This window comes from Alteribacter lacisalsi, assembly GCF_003226345.1.
In the GTDB taxonomy this organism is placed as follows: domain Bacteria; phylum Bacillota; class Bacilli; order Bacillales; family Salisediminibacteriaceae; genus Alteribacter; species Alteribacter lacisalsi.
The window spans coordinates 1,980,440-1,999,368 of the sequence record NZ_PDOF01000001.1 but is presented as its reverse complement, the minus strand read 5'-3'; the positions used below and the strand labels follow the sequence as shown (position 1 = coordinate 1,999,368).

At 48.1% G+C, this 18,929-nt stretch carries 17 protein-coding genes; 10 read left to right on the top strand and 7 right to left on the bottom strand.

Translation table 11 applies throughout. From position 1 onward, the window contains the following. Window positions 1-111: 111 nt before the first annotated feature. The 6 genes from CR205_RS09955 to CR205_RS09930 form a co-directional block, all read right to left on the bottom strand. Complete coding sequence (locus CR205_RS09955) at window positions 112-294, bottom strand: hypothetical protein (RefSeq protein WP_110519112.1); 183 nt, start codon at window positions 292-294, stop codon at window positions 112-114. Between the two features lie 79 nt (window positions 295-373). Beyond that, on the bottom strand, window positions 374-598 hold the full coding sequence (locus CR205_RS09950; protein WP_110519109.1) for a DUF5342 family protein: 225 nt from the start codon (window positions 596-598) through the stop codon (window positions 374-376). Window positions 599-940: 342 nt separating this feature from the next. Further along, window positions 941-2,104, bottom strand: a complete 1,164-nt coding sequence (locus tag CR205_RS09945; RefSeq protein ID WP_110519107.1) for a YheC/YheD family protein — start codon at window positions 2,102-2,104, stop codon at window positions 941-943. Beyond that, on the bottom strand, window positions 2,101-3,477 hold the full coding sequence (locus tag CR205_RS09940) for a YheC/YheD family endospore coat-associated protein (protein WP_161524737.1): 1,377 nt from the start codon (window positions 3,475-3,477) through the stop codon (window positions 2,101-2,103). The genes CR205_RS09945 and CR205_RS09940 overlap by 4 nt, the downstream gene beginning before the upstream one ends. Beyond that, the gene (locus CR205_RS09935) at window positions 3,461-4,558 is read right to left on the bottom strand and encodes a YheC/YheD family endospore coat-associated protein (RefSeq protein ID WP_110519103.1); all 1,098 of its coding nucleotides are present in this window, start codon (window positions 4,556-4,558) and stop codon (window positions 3,461-3,463) included. The genes CR205_RS09940 and CR205_RS09935 overlap by 17 nt, the downstream gene beginning before the upstream one ends. Window positions 4,559-4,588: 30 nt before the next feature. Continuing rightward, window positions 4,589-5,977: a YheC/YheD family endospore coat-associated protein gene (locus CR205_RS09930; protein ID WP_161524736.1), complete on the bottom strand. Its 1,389-nt coding sequence runs from the start codon at window positions 5,975-5,977 to the stop codon at window positions 4,589-4,591. Window positions 5,978-6,151: 174 nt separating this feature from the next. Here CR205_RS09930 and CR205_RS09925 point away from each other — a divergent pair, with 174 nt between their 5' ends. The 4 genes from CR205_RS09925 (at window position 6,152) to CR205_RS09910 (ending at window position 9,570) form a co-directional block, all read left to right on the top strand. Further along, window positions 6,152-7,291, top strand: coding sequence for a DUF445 domain-containing protein (locus tag CR205_RS09925; protein ID WP_161524735.1), 1,140 nt, complete (start codon window positions 6,152-6,154; stop codon window positions 7,289-7,291). 223 nt (window positions 7,292-7,514) lie between these two features. Further along, complete coding sequence (locus CR205_RS09920; protein ID WP_110519096.1) at window positions 7,515-7,886, top strand: YlbF family regulator; 372 nt, start codon at window positions 7,515-7,517, stop codon at window positions 7,884-7,886. Window positions 7,887-8,076: 190 nt separating this feature from the next. Then, window positions 8,077-8,925 (top strand): HAD family hydrolase, encoded by an 849-nt coding sequence (locus CR205_RS09915; RefSeq protein WP_110519095.1) that lies wholly within the window; start codon window positions 8,077-8,079, stop codon window positions 8,923-8,925. A 210-nt stretch (window positions 8,926-9,135) separates the two neighbouring features. Then, window positions 9,136-9,570 carry a PaaI family thioesterase gene (locus CR205_RS09910; protein ID WP_110519094.1) on the top strand — a complete coding sequence of 145 codons (435 nt, stop codon included), beginning with the start codon at window positions 9,136-9,138 and terminating at the stop codon, window positions 9,568-9,570. Window positions 9,571-9,722: 152 nt separating this feature from the next. Here CR205_RS09910 and CR205_RS09905 read toward each other — a convergent pair whose 3' ends face one another. After that, on the bottom strand, window positions 9,723-9,908 hold the full coding sequence (locus tag CR205_RS09905; protein ID WP_110519093.1) for a YhzD family protein: 186 nt from the start codon (window positions 9,906-9,908) through the stop codon (window positions 9,723-9,725). A gap of 161 nt (window positions 9,909-10,069) precedes the next feature. Between CR205_RS09905 and CR205_RS09900 the strand changes: the two genes are divergently transcribed. From CR205_RS09900 to CR205_RS09875, 6 genes are all read left to right on the top strand, one after another. Next, window positions 10,070-10,969, top strand: coding sequence for an ABC transporter ATP-binding protein (locus tag CR205_RS09900; RefSeq protein ID WP_110519092.1), 900 nt, complete (start codon window positions 10,070-10,072; stop codon window positions 10,967-10,969). Next, on the top strand, window positions 10,962-12,209 hold the full coding sequence (locus CR205_RS09895; RefSeq protein WP_110519091.1) for an ABC transporter permease: 1,248 nt from the start codon (window positions 10,962-10,964) through the stop codon (window positions 12,207-12,209). Before CR205_RS09900 ends, CR205_RS09895 begins: the two co-directional genes overlap by 8 nt. Window positions 12,210-12,580: 371 nt before the next feature. After that, complete coding sequence (locus CR205_RS09890; protein ID WP_161524734.1) at window positions 12,581-13,828, top strand: metallophosphoesterase family protein; 1,248 nt, start codon at window positions 12,581-12,583, stop codon at window positions 13,826-13,828. Beyond that, window positions 13,825-16,797: an AAA family ATPase gene (locus CR205_RS09885; protein WP_110519087.1), complete on the top strand. Its 2,973-nt coding sequence runs from the start codon at window positions 13,825-13,827 to the stop codon at window positions 16,795-16,797. The genes CR205_RS09890 and CR205_RS09885 overlap by 4 nt, the downstream gene beginning before the upstream one ends. A gap of 106 nt (window positions 16,798-16,903) precedes the next feature. Further along, entirely contained in the window at window positions 16,904-17,578 is a 675-nt protein-coding gene (locus CR205_RS09880; protein ID WP_110519085.1) for a response regulator transcription factor, read from the top strand. Beyond that, window positions 17,575-18,921, top strand: coding sequence for a sensor histidine kinase (locus tag CR205_RS09875; protein ID WP_110519083.1), 1,347 nt, complete (start codon window positions 17,575-17,577; stop codon window positions 18,919-18,921). Before CR205_RS09880 ends, CR205_RS09875 begins: the two co-directional genes overlap by 4 nt. Window positions 18,922-18,929 lie beyond the last annotated feature (8 nt).

Here is an 18,929-nt window from a genome sequence, read left to right as displayed (position 1 = left end):
TTATAGAAAGACAGACAGGCTCTGGCAACCGAAGCTTCTGGAACTGTCGCAGGAAAAATACAGGAAAGGAGCACCTGCTGTGAGCTTAAACGCTCCAGGTGCCCCCGTTTGTCAGTCTTTTTTTCCGGATGAACGCGGCGCTTCTTCCTCGTGAATATCCTGTGATTCCTCAATCTGACGCTTTCCAAAAGCGATATGGTCCTTGCCACCGGCAAGACCTTCGTTGGTCATGCGGTCCACATCGAGATACGCTTCCTGCCGGCCCTGATTTTCGAGATCTTTTTTTTCACACATATGTTTTCCTCCCTGTCCGGACGCTGATGTTCTGCAGTCCTGTTTACAGGTAGTGTGCGTGATTGACCGCCGGGTCATGCTAGTGATCTTCATAAACGTGATAAAGCATCAGGTCGTGGACGCAGGACTCAAGAAATGTCTGCTCTTCCGGGCTCATTTTTCCCTTGTCCGGGCTTGTCCACTTAATTGAGCCGTCCTTATAGTACGAGCCTTTATACTGTTGCTGCTTATAATAAAACTCAAAGCTCCATTCCCGGTTGATCATGTTATTTTTGATTTCCCGGTAGTGAAAGTGTGAAAGCATACTGTTCCCGCCTTTACCTGAAGTTGTCTGATTTTCCTCACACCATCTTACCATAATCAGCTGGAGTTCAGCAGGCGCGCAAAAGAAAAGGCTCTTTTCGGAAGGATTGTAGCTATAGACGCTACAGGCGGACGCTTTCCGCGGGCATCGCTTCAGCCTCCTCGGGAAAGTTCCTGCTTCTTCCTCTGCCAGCATGCCCTTCGAAGCGGTCTGCGTCGAAGCAACTCGCAGCTTTTTCGAGAAGCAAACGCTCGTCGCTGGAGTCGCCGCCTTTCGCTCCATAATTAGATGTTAAAAAAGCAACAATCTATACAATCACAGCAAAAGAAAAAAGCCGGGCCATCAGGCAAAACCGGCCTTTTCATGACAGATGGACAAAAGATTGGAAGCTCCTTTGAGCCGAATGGCATGTTCGTCAAAAATCATCGGTTTACTGTTAATATCAAACAGCCAGAGCCGGTTATGCTCATCGCAGCCGATATCCATGGAAAGCTCGGTAAAAGAAGGTGAAAAAAGAGAGGCGGCACGAAGAGCAAGTTCTATAACAGGAGCAGGATCAATATCTGTATTTTCAGGCGTGAGCAGATCCCCTCCGTACATGGAATGGGTCGTTACCTGACCTTGTCCGGCCTGCCTAATCCCGACGCCGCTGCACATCCAGCCATTTTGGTTCTGATGCAGAAGAAGGCGGAAATCAAACTTGCGGCCCTGATGCTGTTTGAGGGCGATGTAATCCTGGAGCAGAAAGGTCCTGGATGAGATGGCAGATTCAATAAAACGCCAGCATCCTTTTGCAGAAACCGGCGCAAGCGTTCCTTTCCGTGATTGGAGGCTAAGAAAGCCTGACGCAGATTTCTTTATCAGATAAATGCCTCTGCCCCGGGATCCGCTGCTGATCTTCAGCAGAAAAGCATCGCGGGATTTCGCCCATCGCATAAACTGCTCCCGGCTTTCGAGCTTTTCGGTGCACGGGAGAAATTCTGCCAGCTCAGGATCGCCTCTTAATGTTTTGTCGATTATTAATTTTGTCAAAAACGCTTCATTGAAAAAGGGAATTTCTGCATCCCTGGCAGCCTGGCGGATAGTCAGAAAGGCTTCGCTTTTTTCGACCTTGCGTGCAGGGACACGATTGTAAATCACGTGGGGGGAGCCGATTGGTACAGGTGTCCATCCGCCGTTTTCCAAATGCACATAGCCTGTCATACTGTCAATTCCTGATATGTCCGAAATCGGGACTACAGCCACAACCCCCCCTTGAGCGCATGCTTCCTCGTGAAGGGTACGGTACAGAAGTTCATCACCGGAGAATGGTTTGGAGGGGTGGCCTCCTGTAAGAACAGCAATGACGGGGCCAGCTTCGTTACCGCGCATTCCGGTTAAAAATACTGTTCCTTCCGTGAGCGGCTTTTCTCCCGCCGGAAGCAGGGGAAGGGTACCCAGGGTAAGCCCTTCCTCTTGCGATTCGGTATACCATGCCTGTTTTTCCTGATCAAAATGAATGATCATCGGTAATAAACCGGAGTGTCCCGTCTGAGCATTTGTTTAAACAAATAGGTGCCGTAGGCAAAGGGAAGATGACGGGTATGGTAGTCGTCGCGTTTAAGACTCGGATGGCTGAAAATTGACCGTCCGGGCTTGGAATTGGCTTCAAACATCCATATCTGATCGTTTGTATCAATGCCGAAATCAAATCCGATTTCACCGATATGACCATCCATTTCACGATCGATCGTTTCACTGATCTCCAGAGCAGCCTGTTTCAATGCTTCGTATTGTCGATCTGTTATGACCGTGTCATGTTTAAGTTCCTGAAGTGACTTTACTTTACCACCGCTTTTAACATGGGTTGTAACACTGCCAATCCCGGCTATTTTTGCAGCGAAAGCACTGACCTGCCACTGTCCGTGCTCGTCTTTATTCGTATGGATTCTGAAATCCACCGGCTTCTGATCGGATGACAGGAGTTGGATCCCCTGCTGTACAACCATCTGCCTTAATCCGGAAGGAAACTGTTTCTTTAACAGGCGTTGAAGTGAACTATAGCGGCGCAGCCGGTTTTTATTATGATCACGGAATCGGCAGTAGTACATATTTTCTTCTGGAACGTAAAGGATCTGATGAATACCGATCCCGAGACTTCCTTTTGCCGGTTTGATGTAAACGTGGTGATGGGTATTAAGAAAAGCTTTCACTTTTGCTGTATCCGGTCCCAGGATGGTCTCAGGAAGAAAGCGTGAAGCGTCAGTCCCGCTTATGGACTGATGAACCTTCCATTTGTCAAAGAACCCTGGATTAAACCAGGGGATCTGATACTCATTTTGAAGGCGCTCCCTTACTTCAGAATAACCTGGATGGGCTTCGGTTTTCCGGTTCGGGATCCGGTCATACACAACATCGGGAAGAGGGAGAAGTGATTTTTTCCATCCCTCCTGATCATATACATAGCCTTCTACCAGTCCGTCTTCCCACTGAATATGGGGGGCGCCAAACAGAAAGCAGCTGATCCCGGCTTTACGGGCCGCAATAAGATATTTTGAAAATAAGAAGGAACGGTCTCCGGCAGGCCGCAGGAGAGACTGGGTAAACCCGGCCGTATAGATCCCGATATGCGGACCGGCTGCCAGAATCCGGCTCTGCCGGTCTGCATGAAGAGCGAGTGGAGCATGAACAGGCAGATAAAGGCGCTCTTTAACATCTTCACTCATTTCAAATTCATTTACAGCACTTTGACGAATAGTAATCGTCAATTCTTTTGTGCCGAACTGGAAGGTAAAGGGCTCCCCTTCCCTCAGGTTCTGCTCTTCCATAAAGGACGAAGGGAGAAATACTGAAGCTTTCGGATGATGGGTTATTTTCCACCGTTTAACGATTCTGTTCATGGGCGGCTCGTGCTCCTTTCCGGTGCTTTTTGTTCTTAGAGAGAAGCCATTTCCGGATATGCAAATAGGAAACGAGAGGGCCTTCATAAACCTGAATCCTTTCTTTCAGGCCGGTTGTATAAAGAACCGTCTGTAAACCAGGCTTTGAATTCACTTCAAGGATCCACAAATTCCCTTCAGCATCAATTCCAAAATCTACACCAAGTTCAAACAGGCGGTGGTGCGCGTCTTCCAGACAGGACCCAATTGTTCTGAGAATTGTATCAAGCTGCTCCTGCTGATCAGGTGTGAAGGTATATTCAGACGAAGGCACAATCGTGCCGCCTGCATTCAGGTTAGAAACAATTCCCCCGCTGCTTCCTTTCCGGATCCCTCTGCCGAGTTCATTCCAGACGCCACTCCGGTTCTTCCTGAGAACTACGCGCAGATCAAACGGTGCATCATTTTCGTTTTTCAAGGACAGAAACGGCTGGATCAGGTAGGCGAGGCCTCCGGTACGACGGACAAGCTCTTCGTGAAGCCCGTCAGGTGTGTAACGGTGGGAGGTCTGCTGACCTGTATGGGCGTCGGTCCATATAAACGCGCTTTTTGTACGTGTGACAGTATGAATCCCTTTGCCTCCTGAACCTGTGGCTGGTTTAATCAGAACTGTTTTGAACTTTTTTAGCATGGTAATCAGGTTAGACGGCTTCAGCAGTTTCGTTTCCGGCAGGTACTCTTGAAGTGTTGGATTCGCCGCAAGGGATTCATACACCTTCCACTTATCCGGCAGACCGTAACCGAGAAAAATGGTTCTTTCCTTCATTTGTCTGACGAGGGCCATTGCTTTTTTTGATTCATCTGAACGGTTGTAAAAGCAGCGGTCATAGATAATCTTGGGAAGTACAAACTCTTCCTCCTGAAAGGACAGGGAGGCCGGGTCGAATTTTCGGCCCTGAACAAGGTTCGTTTCAGGATCCCAGTCTGCAGGAGTAAACACATAGACAGGGGTCCGGCTGGCAGCGCCTCTGAGTGCGATCTGGGTAATATACTCTTTTTCCTGCTCGGAAGAGAGCTGTAATATGCCGAAAGCAATATTCATGAGTTATCATTCCTTTACTGTAACTTTTTGCTAATCAAAAACACCGCTCAGGCAGCGGGAAAAAGCGATCAGGGTTTTTACCGAAGGGCGGACAGAGGCTGTCTGATCATGGAATGGATCGGCGGATTTTGAAGGCTTCGTATTCACCTCCAGAATCCATGGCCGGCCATCGGCACTGATCCCGATATCAATCCCGAATTCACCGAAAACCCCGGTATTGCCAAGCTCGCTGTCGATTGCCGAAGCAATTTCCACGGCAAGTTCATTTAACAAACGCGCAAGATGAAAAGCGTATGGTTCACTGAATGTCTCGGTGAGAACATCGGCCGCATTTCTTTGTTCGCCTCCCTTGGCTACGTTGGAGACAATTTGATCCTTTACGCCGCAACGGGCGACTTTGGAGACTGCTTGCCACTCTCCGGCTTCGTTTTTTACAGTAAGGACACGGATATCCGTAAGTCCATCATCAACTGTGAAAAGAGGAATGCCCTGCTGAACAAGATACGGTTTCTTTTTCAGGCGGGGGCGCAATGCTTCGTAGAACTTATCAAAGGTTCTAAATATTCGAGGCTCTCGGCCGCTGTCCGATGGATACTCCGCACAAAGGCCTTCCGGTTCGCAAGTGAGACGGATGATCCCGTTTCCTTCACGGCCGCGTACCGGTTTTATATATAGCTGCCCGTGTTTTCTCGTCATGTTCAGTACACCATCTCTGTCGGAAGCAAGCACCGTCTCAGGAAGAAAAGGGTGAAGGTGCTCGTGTCTGGCGAGGAGTTCATGCATTTCCCATTTATAAATAAACCGTTCGTTGAAATAGGGAACGTGATTTTGTTTTAATAGAGAGAACAGGGATTTTCCAGCGTCTGACTGCTCTTTAGACGCTGTTGAAAGACGGTTGTAAATAACGTCCGGAAGCGGCGTATCCGTTGTAATCCAAGACACACCATCCCGGAAGAAGCCGGAACCTCCCGCTGGTGTCCAGATTTGGTTGAACGGGTAAACAAAAAAAAGAGTGTTCCGCTCGGCAGCATGACGGGCCATTTCCTCTGCGAACCCGCTCAATGCCCCGAAACTCAGAGGACTGCTGCCTGCATCGTTTACAAGCAGACCGACTACCGGGCCGATCCGCCACTCGTGTTTCAAATACCGTTCGAGACGAAATGGGGTATCGGTGCTTAACAGTTGCGGGAAAGGGAATAGTGATGAGTGAATGCCGAAACATAATGCAGGAAGGTCTTTTACAGGCATCAGTTGTAATTCTTTTTCCCACTTGCCAGCCCTGATGGTGACAGTGTCACCTTCCTTGTAATCGAACTCTTTTGCAAAGCTGTCCGGTATGAACAGCCGAAGCGCTGTACCGCTGTCATCCCGCTGGATGAAACGGATGCTGTGCTCTCGTCTTGTAAAATCAAGGGTCATGGACATCCCTCATTTGATACTCTATATGACATAAAAGGATAAACGATTCCTTTTACCCGCCTGCCGGCTGTTCCTGGTACGCTAAGACATGCTGATTACAAGGCTGGGCGGGCGGATACCGTATACTATGAAACGCTGAAGTTAATGGTGCAAATACTCCTTAGGGTGATGCTGATGCAAACGATAACTGTAATATTAATGATGATCCTGATCGGGGCATTCATAGGCGGCCTCACAAACCTCATTGCCATTCGTATGCTTTTCCGGCCTTTCAAACCGGTTTATATCGGGAGATGGAAGCTGCCATTTACCCCCGGACTGATCCCGAAACGAAGAGACGAAATTGCGGTCCAGCTTGGCAGCCTTGTTACCGGGCATTTGATTACGGTCGAAGGCGTACGGAGTAAATTATTCGACGAGACTCTCCTTGAAGAAGTGCGTACATGGTTCCGCAGAAAAGTAAAAGAAATCTCTTCGAGCGAGGAAACACTTGAAGGCTGGTGGTACAGCCAGTCAGGCGGGAACTGGTCTTCAGAAGACACACGTACACGTTTTACAGGTGCTGTTACGAGATCTATTTTGAAAACGGCGGATGAATACAAAAGTACGCCTCTTGATGAATGGCTGCCAAAACCATTACTTGTGCAAAGCCGGGCAAAAATTCCGGAAATCACATCTACAATCCTGCAAAAAGGTCGTGAATATGTACGTTCTCCTGAGGGGAAGCAGAAAATTGAGGAAATGGTCAACCGGTATTTTTCCACAAAAGGGAGCTTCGGGGGAATGGTAGGCCGGATGGTCAGCAACATCCCCGTGTCCGGACGTATTCAGTATGAACTTCTCCGACTTCTGGAGGATGAAAAAGCAAGAGAGTTCATTGAAACGCAATTAATGAAGGAGTGGAATTCGGTAAAGGGAAAATCTCTTGATGAATTGCTTCCTGACTTTAACTGGGAGAAACGAGCAGAACAACTGGCGCAAGAAGTGGCACGTAAAGTGCCTGTATTAAGTGAATGGGACCAACCGCTAGGGGAGTGGGCCCACCGATATGAAAGCAGACTGACCGATACGCTGATGCCGGCTGTGCTGGAAACACTCTCTGCGATCATAGAGAGAAATCTTCAGCGGATGCTGCTGAATTTGAAAATTGACGAGATTGTCCGTGACCAGGTAAACAGCTTTCCCCTCCCCAGACTGGAGCAGATCATTCTCTCAATTGCAAAACAGGAACTGAAAATGATCACCTTATTCGGGGCTGTCATTGGTGGTTCGGTAGGCCTGGTTCAGGGTCTGATCGTTCTTTTCGTTTTGTAATCCTGAGGTTAGTGCTGACCATACTGATGCGTTTTGTAATTTAGATTATGGATGGAACGAAGAAAAAGAGGGCTGACGGATGAACTCACCCTCTTATGTGTGTTATAGTCGTTAAGAAGCAGTTAAGTGTGCATCACGACTAACCGGCTTACCCGCATTAACTGTGAGTTTGACTATTCGGATTCAATGCATGCACACAATACATTTAGGAGGATTTTTAACTATGGCTAACCCTTACGATCAAGCGCACGAACTTGCACGCGTCCTGAAAGAAAGTGAAGAATTCGGCAAGCTGAAAGAGCTTCATGAAGTCGTAAACAGCGACGATGTAGCAAAGCGGATGCTTGACAACTTCCGTCAGGTACAGATGGAACTTCAGCAGAAGCAAATGCAGGGAGCTCAGATTTCCGAAGAGGAAATTCAGAACGCCCAGAAGCAGTTTGAGCTCGTGCAGCAGCACGAAACCATCTCAAAGCTGATGGAAGCTGAACAGCGTATGAGCCAGGTGATCGGCGACATCAACAAGATCATCACTGAGCCTCTTGAGGAGCTTTACGGCGCTCAAGGCGAGCAGGGCGAAGGCGGCCAGCAGTAATTCCAAAGCACATCAACAGGACGCTCTCTTTTAAAGAGGGCGTCTTTTTCTATGTTTTTTTCGGGGTTGTGCAGCGGCTCTCATATTAAAGCACTTTGTCCTGAAAAAGGACATTTCCTGTTCTATTCAATTTTTCCAGTACATAAGTATGAACCAATCATGCTGAGGAAGATGAAGGGGGATGGCAGCAATGACGTATCGCTTACTGGCGTTGGACATCGATGGGACCCTGTTAAAATCGAATCACAAACTTACACGGGAGACGAAAGAAGCAGTAGAATATGTAAAAAACAAAGGTGTATATGTGACGCTTGCAACCGGCAGAACGTACCCGTCTGCAAGAAAGGTTGCCAAAGCGCTGAAAATTGAAGATCATGAGCTGATCACGCATGACGGGGCATTCGTAGGATCATCGCTGGAGGAGCCGATGTTCGTAAGGCGAATTGACTCGGACCGCGTTTACCAGATTGTTGATATTCTTGAAAACTATCATTGTCATATCAGACTTCTTCATGAAAAATACGCGCTGGCCAATAGAATAAAACAGAAGAATCACCTCGTTGCGAGAATGAATATGGGGGTAGGCGACCCTTTATTCTACGGGGTCAATTTTGTGGAATCTCTGAGTCATCACATTATCGACCAGCCGGTGACCGTTCCGAAAATCCGGGCACATTTCTGGAACGAAATGGAGCGTGCCGATGCTCTTGAGGAACTTGAAGAAGCATTGGAAGGGTGCCGCTTTACCGCCTCCGACCCGTCGAGCATCGATATTACAGAGGGTTCTGTTTCCAAAGCAAGAGGTCTTCAGATCGTCGGTCAGAAGCTCGGGTTCAGCCTGTCTGAAATGGTGGCAGTAGGAAGCTACGAAAATGACCGTGAGATGGTTGAGCAGGTCGGCCTTGGGGTTGCGATGGGTCACGCTCCCGAAACGGTCAGAAATGCAGCAGACTGGGTAACCAGGTCCAACGATCAAAATGGCGTAGGATATATGATTAAAGAAGTATTCCGTAAACAGCTGAACTTGAGTTTTTCATAGTTTAACTCGATATGAGAAAAGGTTTGAAGGATGACCTGGCAGCGACCAGGGTCATCCTTTTTCCATATCCCATTCCGGCTGCGTCTCAGACGGGAACATTGACCTCGACGGCTGCACTCGGCTACACTTGTGAAAGTAATAACGAGGCGGCCAGCTTGAGCGTCAGTAACGCGTCTTGTCAGCCGGCATGAACAGGAGAGAAAATAAGTCATGGATCCAAATCATCTATCCGAGAAAGCCATACAGGCAGCGAAAAACCATCAAGTCGGTACAGATGCCACATTTCTGTATTCGTTTCTTGATTTTTCCTTTAACTATATGAAGGATGAAGAGAAAGTGAAAATAACGTGTCCGGTTACAGAAGTGATGTTCAACCCGATCGGATTTCTGCACGGGGGCATCGTGATGTATATCGCAGACACAGCCATGGCACACTTGTGTGCCTCGGTGATTGGCAGCCCGAGTGTTTCACTCGAAGTGAAAACCCAGTTCTTCCGGACGGCCCGGGAAGGGAAGATAGAAGCAGAAGCCTATTTCACTAAACGAGGCGGCACAATCCAGTTTGCCGAGTGCATGCTTCGCGATGAGGAAGGACGGGAACTGGCCAAGGTATCCGGCACCTTTTATACGATGGGCGAAAAGTAGCTATAGGAAGCTGCGTCAAAAGCAGAATTCAGCAGCACCGAGCGATATTGCTTGGCAAAAGTTCATTTGGCTGGCTGCAGCAGAAAAAAACCAGCACGTTGCCTAAAAGGAACGGCATTGCTGGTTTTTAGCTGCAGAAAGAGTGAAGCGGTTTAAGGATGGAACAGAACGAGTCCTCCCGATTCGCGGACGACCCGGGTCGGGTTTTTCGAAAGCCCTTCATCAAGAAGGCGTTTTTCGCCTGTTTCTTTCGCTTCTTTGTCATCTTTTGCTTCAAAGCTTTCATTCAGAAGGTGATTGCCTTTTTTGTCATAAGCAGTAAGAAAGTATTTAGCCATTATGGTCCCGTCCCCTTTTATATAGTCTGAAATTTCGTTTGTTTCTTAACATTTATTTTAGCGCTCCGGGGCTGTTCTTTCAACTCCCGTAAAATAGGCATCGTCCACCTTTGTCTGGTAAAGTAGAAAGTAGAATATATGAGGAAGCGGGGCAGAACGTCATGACACTTGTGCTTGAGGACGTTACGAAACGTTTCGGGGCATTTACTGCAGTACAAAACCTTTCCCTGACCATACCGGAGGGGGAAATGTTCGGTATGCTCGGGGCCAACGGTGCCGGGAAAACAACCACGTTCAGAATGATTCTGGGGCTGATTGATCAGACCGGCGGATCAATCACGTGGAAGAAAAAGAAAATCGGGTACGATTCAAGTCATCTCGTCGGCTATCTTCCTGAGGAACGAGGTCTTTATCCGAAGATGAGGGTAGCCGAGCAGCTCGTCTATCTCGGAAGGCTGCGCGGGATGAAAAAAAGCCGAGTGCTTGATGAACTCGACGAATGGCTTGAAAAATTTCACGTACCGGAATACAAAAACAAAAAAATCGATGAGTTATCAAAAGGGAATCAGCAGAAAATCCAGTTCATCGCAGCAGTCATACATAAGCCGGAGCTGCTGATTCTTGATGAGCCATTCAGCGGTCTTGACCCGGTTAATGTGGAACTGCTGAAAAAGGCCGTGCTCGATCTTAAAGCATCCGGCACTACAATTGTGTTTTCTTCACACAGAATGGAGCATGTGGAGGAGCTTTGTGAGTATTTGTGTATCCTCCAGAAGGGGAGGCCGGTTGTAAATGGGCAGTTAAAAGAAATCAAGCGGTCCTACGGCCGTAAAAATCTCATTGTGGAAGCAGATTTTGATCTGGGGTTTTTAAAAGAACTGCAGGGTGTTGGAAGGTTTCAGCCTTTTAGCGGTGGTGCGAGAATTGAAGTGAAGGATGAACTGACGGCGGCCCGGATTTTCAGCGGCCTTGGGGGAAGAGGGTTCGTCCGTAAATTTGTCTTGGAAGAACCGTCCCTGAATGACATATTTATTGAAAAGGCCGGTGCTGCCTATGAATAAGTTTTTTATTATTCTGTTTCACACTTTTTTTACGAAGCTGAAGTCCAGGTCGTTTATTCTTTCTACAATCATCACAGCAGTCATTGTGGTGGGGATCGCCAACATTGACCGGATCTTTGAAGCCTTTGAATCGGGCAGCGACCGGGATCAGGTGGTTACGATTATTGAAGAACGGGACAGGGAATTTTCCTCTCTGATTGCAGCCGAAGCTGAATCACTCGGAGTTGAGACGGAGATCAGTGACATGTCTGAGGAGGAAGCGGAAAACAGGACCAGCCAGGGTGAACTGGATGCCTTCCTCGTTGTTTCAGAAGGCGCCGACGGGCTACCAGAAGCAGTCTATAAAGCACGTTCCATAGCCAATGAACGCGTTCCGTCCCTGATGCGGCAAGCGGTACAGACCGTAAAAGTCCAGGCGGCAGCGGCGCGCCTCGGGATTGATGAGTCGGCTCTTGATGCGGTCTATGCTCCTGTCACATTTGAAACGGAAGCCGTCAGTGATACAGCCCGCTCCCAGGAGGAACTGAACCAGGCACGGTTTCTTGTAAATGCCCTTGTGGTCGTGATTTATTTTTCTGTCCTTGCCTACGGTAATATGATTGCCATGGAAGTGGCAGCAGAGAAAACATCCAGGGTGATGGAAATTCTCGTTTCCAGTGTGTCGCCGGTTAAACAGATGTTCGCTAAAATTTTCGGGATTGCCCTTCTTGGGATCACCCAGTATGTAGTGATCATTACCGTAGGGGTATTATCGGTGGCAGGCAATGCCGGTAGTGGCGGTTATACAGAGGAAATCGCCACTGGCATACCGTCAGGTCTGCTGGTGTATGCATTTGTCTTTTTCCTCCTCGGTTACTTGTTTTATGCAACCATTTCCGCTGTCCTTGGTTCACTGGTGAGCAGAACTGAGGAAGTGAATATTGTCATCACACCGCTGACCCTGGTTGTTGTGGTGGCCTTCCTGATCTCCATGTTTGGTTTGAATGCACCGGATTCACCGATCATTACCATCACATCGTTTATTCCATTTTTCACACCTATGGTTATGTTTCTAAGAGTCGGGATGCTTGAACTGCCGGTCTGGGAAGTGGCTGCTGGAATGGGTCTGATGGCTGTGTCCATTGTACTCCTTGCCCTCATAGGGGCGCGGATTTACAAAGGAGGCGTACTCATGTACGGAAAGGTGTCTTCGATTAAGGACATCCGTCAGGCACTTGCGATTTCAAAAAAGGAACGGTAAGCGGCCTCGTCCTTACAGTAAAAGTATAAAGCAGGCACGTCTCCCTATCCACGGGAGCGTGCCTGCTGCTGTTTTTCCCGAGAAGGCTTAGGCGTTGCCCGCGGAAAGCGTCGACCTGTAGCGTTTTAAAACAACAATCGTTCCGAAAACAGCTTATCTAAAAGACCGTTTGAGACAAAGTGAAAGCGAACGGATGATCGCTTTTATGGTATAATTGGGCATCATGATAACAGGAACATACATACGTTTATCCTGCTTGAAGGCTGTGTTCACCTCAGTGCAGTCTTCAGCATTTATTCAAAGTGAAATCTGTGGAAATTAATGTACAACCTCACAAATCATTCTGTTTTTCAGAAGAAAGGATGACCAGCATGAACACGATCCGTTTTATACATTGTGCAGATCTGCATCTGGACCGGCCGTTTCAGACATCCAGGCTGCCTGAATCCGTTCTCCGGGTAATAAAAGAAAGTGCGTTCGATTCATTCGCCCGCCTCGTAGACATAGCGGTCAGCGAGCAGATAGACTTCTTCATTATCAGTGGAGATCTGTATGATCTGGAGCACCGAAGCATAAAAGGACAGCTCTTTCTGAAAAAGCAGGCCGGCCGCTTAAATGAAGTGGGAATCCCACTTTATATCATACACGGCAATCACGATCCCCTTACAGAAACCGTCCGTGAAATCAGTCTCCCGGCAAACGTTCACGTGTTCGGGCCTGACACATCGAGCGTGCTTTTTGAAAAGGACGGAATCCCGGCTGCACGGATTTACGGCTTCAGTTACGGATCAAGAAGTGTGACTGAAGATCCTGTTTCCTCTTACATAAAACAAAAGAAAGACGATGCGCTGTACCATATTGCCATGCTGCACGGGCAGGAAAAAATGCAGGAAGGCCACGATCCTTATGCTCCGTTCAGCCTCCGTGAACTCACAGAAACATCGTTTGATTACTGGGCTCTCGGCCACATTCATAAGCGCCAGATCTTAAGCAGAGACCCATTCGTCGTATATCCTGGGAATATTCAGGGTGGACATAAAAACGAGCAGGGATCAAAGGGCGGCATGCTTGTTGAACTTGCGCATGGAGGAGGGCAGGTTTCATTTCTGAATACCTCACCTCTGGACTGGCATACGATCACACTTCAAATTGAAGGTATGGATGAGATTGAAGAGCTGTTTGAAGCAGTGGAAGAGTCGGTATCTCTTACTGTAGCTGAAGGAAAGTCCAGTGTTATCCAGCTTGCGGTAACCGGAAGCGGAAGCCTCCACGACTACCTCACTACTCCTGGTGCAGATGAAGATATTCTGGAAGAAGTCCGCGCGTTATATACAGCAGGCCGGACGTTTAACTGGATCGAGACCTTGACCGTTAAGACACTGCCTTCTGTCGACCGGGAGCGAGAAAAAGAACAGCAGACTGTCCTTGGTGACCTCATGAATGAAGCAGATCAGCTGAAAGAAGCCCCGGACCTCTCAGATGAAGCGCTGGCTTCTCTTTATGAGCACCGGACTGCCCGGAAGTATTTAAAGAGCCTTAGTACCGCTGAGAAAAAAGAGCTGATTGAGCGTGCTGAGCACTGGCTGATTTCCCGGCTTGTAAAGGAGGGCGGCACATGATCATTACACAGATTGATATTTACGGTTTTGGAAAATGGCAGTCGGAAACCTTTTATGCCGATGAAGAAATAAAGATAATTTACGGAGAAAATGAAGCTGGAAAATCCACCATGATGGCTTTTATCCGGGCTGTTCTTTTCGGATTTCCTAAACGGGCAGACCGCTACAGGCCGATAGGAGGAAGTGACTTCGGAGGCTCCCTGACTGTCCGCTTTCAATCTGCTGGAATGGTCAGGATCGAGCGGATTCTCAAGCGTCGGGCCAAAGGAGATGTGTCTGTTTATTATTCGGATGGTACAACAGGCGGGGAAGAGGATCTCGAGCGGCTCCTTGAAGGAATGAGCGAACAGGTATTTACCGGCATTTTTTCATTCGATCTTCAAGGGCTTCAGGGAATCGGAAAGATGGATGCCCAGACGCTTAACGATTACTTATATGATGCTTCCTTAAGCGGGGGGCCGTCCCTTCTCGCCTGTGAAAAAGAAGCAGACAAAAGGATGCAGGAGCTTTTCAAAGTCCGGGGAAAAAAGACACCGGTTAACGAACAGCTGAAAGTGATTCAGGAGACTGAAAAAGAAGTGTCTAAAAGAGAAGAGCAGGCAGGTGCCTATGCTGGCCTGGTCAGGAAAAGAAATGAAGGAGAAGAGGCGCTGAGAGAGCTGAAGACAGAGCGGGAAAAACTCCAGGCGGATCTTAACCGGTGGGAACGTGTAAGCCGGCTGGCTCCTATGTACCGTGAATATACGGCTCTGAAAGAAAGCAGCAGCCCTGACTTTGCTTTTCCCCATCAAGGTAAAGAACAACTGGTGCATCTGCTGCAGACGCGTGAGCGCCTGTCTGAATCGTTACAGGAGATTCACGGATGGATTGATGAGCTGTCGGAAAAAAGAAAAAAACACGCTCCTACCCTTTCATACGAACAGGCGGTCAGGCTCGAAGAACAAAGTGCCCGTCTGAACAAACAGTCAGGTGTGTATGAGGATCAGGCCGTTCAAATGGCCAGGCTTGAAGAGGAGCGGTCCGGTCTGAACCGCAAAAAAGAAGATATTGAACATGATTGGGGATGGCAGGAAGACACGCACAATCTGCGTGGACGTGATACAGCCAAAGCCTCCCGTACAGAAATGGAGCGGCTTTCGCATGAAGCTGAAAAAGCGAAGAGCGAAAGAGAGGCCGCAGAAAAAGAACTTCTGCAGCTCAAGGGTGAAAAAACGAGGCTGAATGAACGGCTCACCGCTGCAAAAGAGGCCCGTCTCGCACCGGAGACGGAACGAATATACCGTGATCGTGCTGAACGTCTCGAAGAATATGAATCAGTGAAGAAAAAAATTCCTGAATGGAAAGCGCAGCTCGCTTCATTCAGTAGAAAAGACAGAGGAAAGCTTCTGCCGGCAGCAGGAATTCTTCTTCTTCTCTTCGGTGCGGCCGGGCTCCTTACAGGGGATCCCCTGACCGGAAGTGCCTCGGTGATCATAGGCGTGCTCCTTTTCATTGCCGGCCTCTCTTCCGGGAGGTTTCAAAGTGCTGGAGTACATCAGGAGGCGCTGAAAGAGGAACTGGACCGCTGGGAAAGGTTTGAGACAGAAGCAGCCTCCTGGCCTGCAGATGAGTGGCGTGAAGCACTCGCTGCCCATGAAGAAGCCATCCGGGAGCACATGAGGCTCAGGCACCTTGCTGAAGACGCCGAGAGCCGGTACGCCTTGGCAGAAAGACTCCTTCATCAATCGGAAAAACAGGCCGACGCTGTAACAGATGCCCTCATGAACTGGGCGGTTAAAGCCGGCTTTGAACCAAGTCTATCACTCACACAGTATAGAGCTGCTTTTGAAGACACGGTCAAATGGCAGGAACACGCGGGATCAGAGAAAGAACAGATCGGGAGAATAGAGAAACTAAAGAGAGATCGGGAAAGCTTTGAACAGCTCGTGTTCAGTTTTGCAGAAGAAGCAGGGCTTTCGAGGCAAGAAGGCGGCCCCCTCGTTTGTCTTGCAGATGCAAGCCGGTGTGTCAGGAGCGAGCTTGAAAAGCACAGAACAAAAAAGACAGTAGAAGAACAGGAAATGAGTGCTCTCAGCCAGAAGAAAGCGTTTGAGAAGCAAATAAAAGAGACTGATAATGGTCTTGAGGAGCTGTTCAGTAAAGCTGAGGTCAGCGATGCAGAAGCATTTGCTGAAAAAGTCTCAGCCTGGGAAGATGAACAGAGAAAGCGGGACCGCATAAAAGAATTGGAGCTAGAAATGAGGGCAGTTTCACCGAGGGAAACCCGCGCTGAGGATCTTGAAACCTGCTCCAACTGGGGAGAAATGGCCGAGGAAAAATGGAAGGAAACAGCCAATAGAAAAAAGGAAACGGATGAGACCTGGAAGAGGACGATTGAAGAAATCACCCGCGTAAAACAGGAAATTGAGTCGCTTGAACAGGGGCATTCACTAGAAGAGTGTTTACAGCAGTTCGAACATGAAAAAAGCAGACTGGCCGAACAGGTAGAGGAGTGGGCTGTGCTGGCGATCGCCCGGGATCTGGCTGCGCGAACAAAAATGGTTCTTGAAAAAGAGCGCCAGCCTGGTGTGATTCGTGAAGCAGGAAAGCTGTTCGAACAGTTTACAGCTGGCCGTTATACAGGGCTTTTTGCTCCTCTTGGAGAGGGACACTTCATTGTGGAACGGACGGATAAAACCCGCTTTGAGCCCTCTTCTCTCAGTCAGGGCACCCAGGAACTTCTTTATCTGTCGATCCGGTTTGCACTGGCATTCAGTTATGGGAAGGAAGAACGATTTCCAATTATTATAGACGAAGCGTTTGTGAATTTTGATGAAGACAGACGAACACGAGTGATGACAGTCCTTAAAGGCCTATCAGCAGGACGTCAGATTTTATGTTTTACGTGTCATCGTCACATGATCGAGGAACAGCCGGAGCTTTCCCGGATCGACCTTTCTGTTAGCCGGAGAAAAAACCCTGTCAGCTAGAAAACATACATGTATTGGTCTTTAGCCGCCAATTAATATAAAATAAGAGCGAATACTTAATTACAGCGGCATTCAATGACTTACATTTAAGAAGGATGTGTTCGTTTTGGAAACGAATTTTAATGTTTATCTGGTAGAAGATGAAAATAATCTTTCAGAAGTAATTAAAGCTTATATGGAAAAAGAAGGATGGAGGGTGACGGTTTTTGAAGACGGGAAGCAGGCACACGATGCGATCTCAGACACACCGCACCTCTGGGTACTGGACATTATGCTTCCTGGTATGGACGGCTATCAGCTTCTTAAGGCGATTAAAGCAGCCCAGGATACCCCTGTCATCTTTATTTCAGCAAGAGATAAGGATCTGGACAGAGTACTTGGCCTGGAACTGGGAAGCGACGACTATCTTGCCAAGCCGTTTATGCCTGAGGAACTTGTGATTCGTGCAAAAAAACTATTGAAGCGGGTTTATCAGTCCGAAACCCAGGAAGAAAACAGAATTGAACTGAACGGCTATACGATCGATGTGAATTCCAGAACGGTTCTTGATGAAGGTGAACAGGTGGAACTTACGACTAAGGAGATGGATTTAATTATTCTCCTGACGACGAATGTAGGAAACGCCCTTTCCCGTGAGGACATTATTGAATATGTCTGGGGAACAGATTACTTCGGTTCAGAGCGGGCTGTGGATGATGTTGTCCGCCGGGTGCGTAAAAAGCTGCCGAGAGTTCATGTTGAAACGCTGTACGGTTACGGATACCGGGTTCTCTCATCATGATCAGACTGAATCTGACACAACGGATCTGGTTTTCTTTTATTGCCATTATCCTGATGGTCGGGTTACTGATCGGCATTATTTATCCGATCTCTCTTAATAGCACGCTCACAGAGGAAACGTACCGCATTATTGAACAGGAGCAGGCGCGTCAGATGAATCCGCAAGGCGAGATGTCCATGCCGCTTACTGAGGTTGAATTTGTGGAAAGACGGGATGCAGAACGGTCTGTCGGCCATTTAATCGTAACTGATCAGGTCGCAAGCCATCAGGGGGACTCGGTTCCCAATGAGGTGCTCAGCGAGATCAATCAAAGTGCACAGGAAGTAGACCGCCGGGGCCGCTTTGAACTCACTTATAACGAAGCAACCATTTTCTACGTCATTTTCAAATCGTATACCTCACAGGGGGAAGTTCTGTATATATCCTATATGTGGGATACCTACCGGGATCAGATGGTCAACAGGCTCTGGACCCGTCTGTTTTACATTATGCTCATAGCCGGGCTTCTCAGCCTGATTCCGGCGTTCTGGCTGAAGCATTATCTGAAGCAGCCGCTCACAAGCCTCGGAAATCACTTCGAACAGATTGCAGACCGGAACTGGAAAGAGCCTTTTCACTGGGAAAGTGACGATGATTTCGAAAAGCTCTCGGATCAGTTTGAGAAGATGAGGCAGAATCTTATCAACTATGACACGGCTCAGAAAACGTTCATCCAGCATGCCTCACACGAGCTGAAAACTCCGATTATGGTCGTCAAAAGCTATGCACAGTCGGTCAAGGACGGCGTGCTTCCAAAGGAAAATATACCTTCTACGATGGACGTGATTCTTGAAGAATCAGAGCGGATGGAAAAACGGGTCAAAGATATGCTTTACTATACAAAACTCGATTCTATTAAAGAAACAACCATGGAAAAATCCACGTTTCCATTCGGTTCGATTGCATTCAGAATGGAAGAGCGTTTCCGTATGCAGCGGGAAGATGTAAAGATCCGGATCAGCGGAGAACAGGTATATCATTACGGGGATACAGAACAGCTTCAGGTCCTTCTCGAAAACCTCGTCGAAAACGCTCTTCGTTATGCCGAATCGTATATTTCCATTAGTGCATCTGAAACAGATACAAATACGACGATCGAAGTGACAAACGACGGGGAGATGATCCCGGAAGAAGAACTCGAGCATTTATTTACCCCGTTCCGTAAAGGGAACAAAGGCCAGTTCGGTCTTGGTCTGGCCATCGTTAAAAGCATCTGTGATCTTCATAAAGGCTATGCGGAAGTGAAAAACACAGATTCGGGTGTATCCTTCATAATTGTACTGCCTAAAAAATCGGACGGCTGACCGGCTGC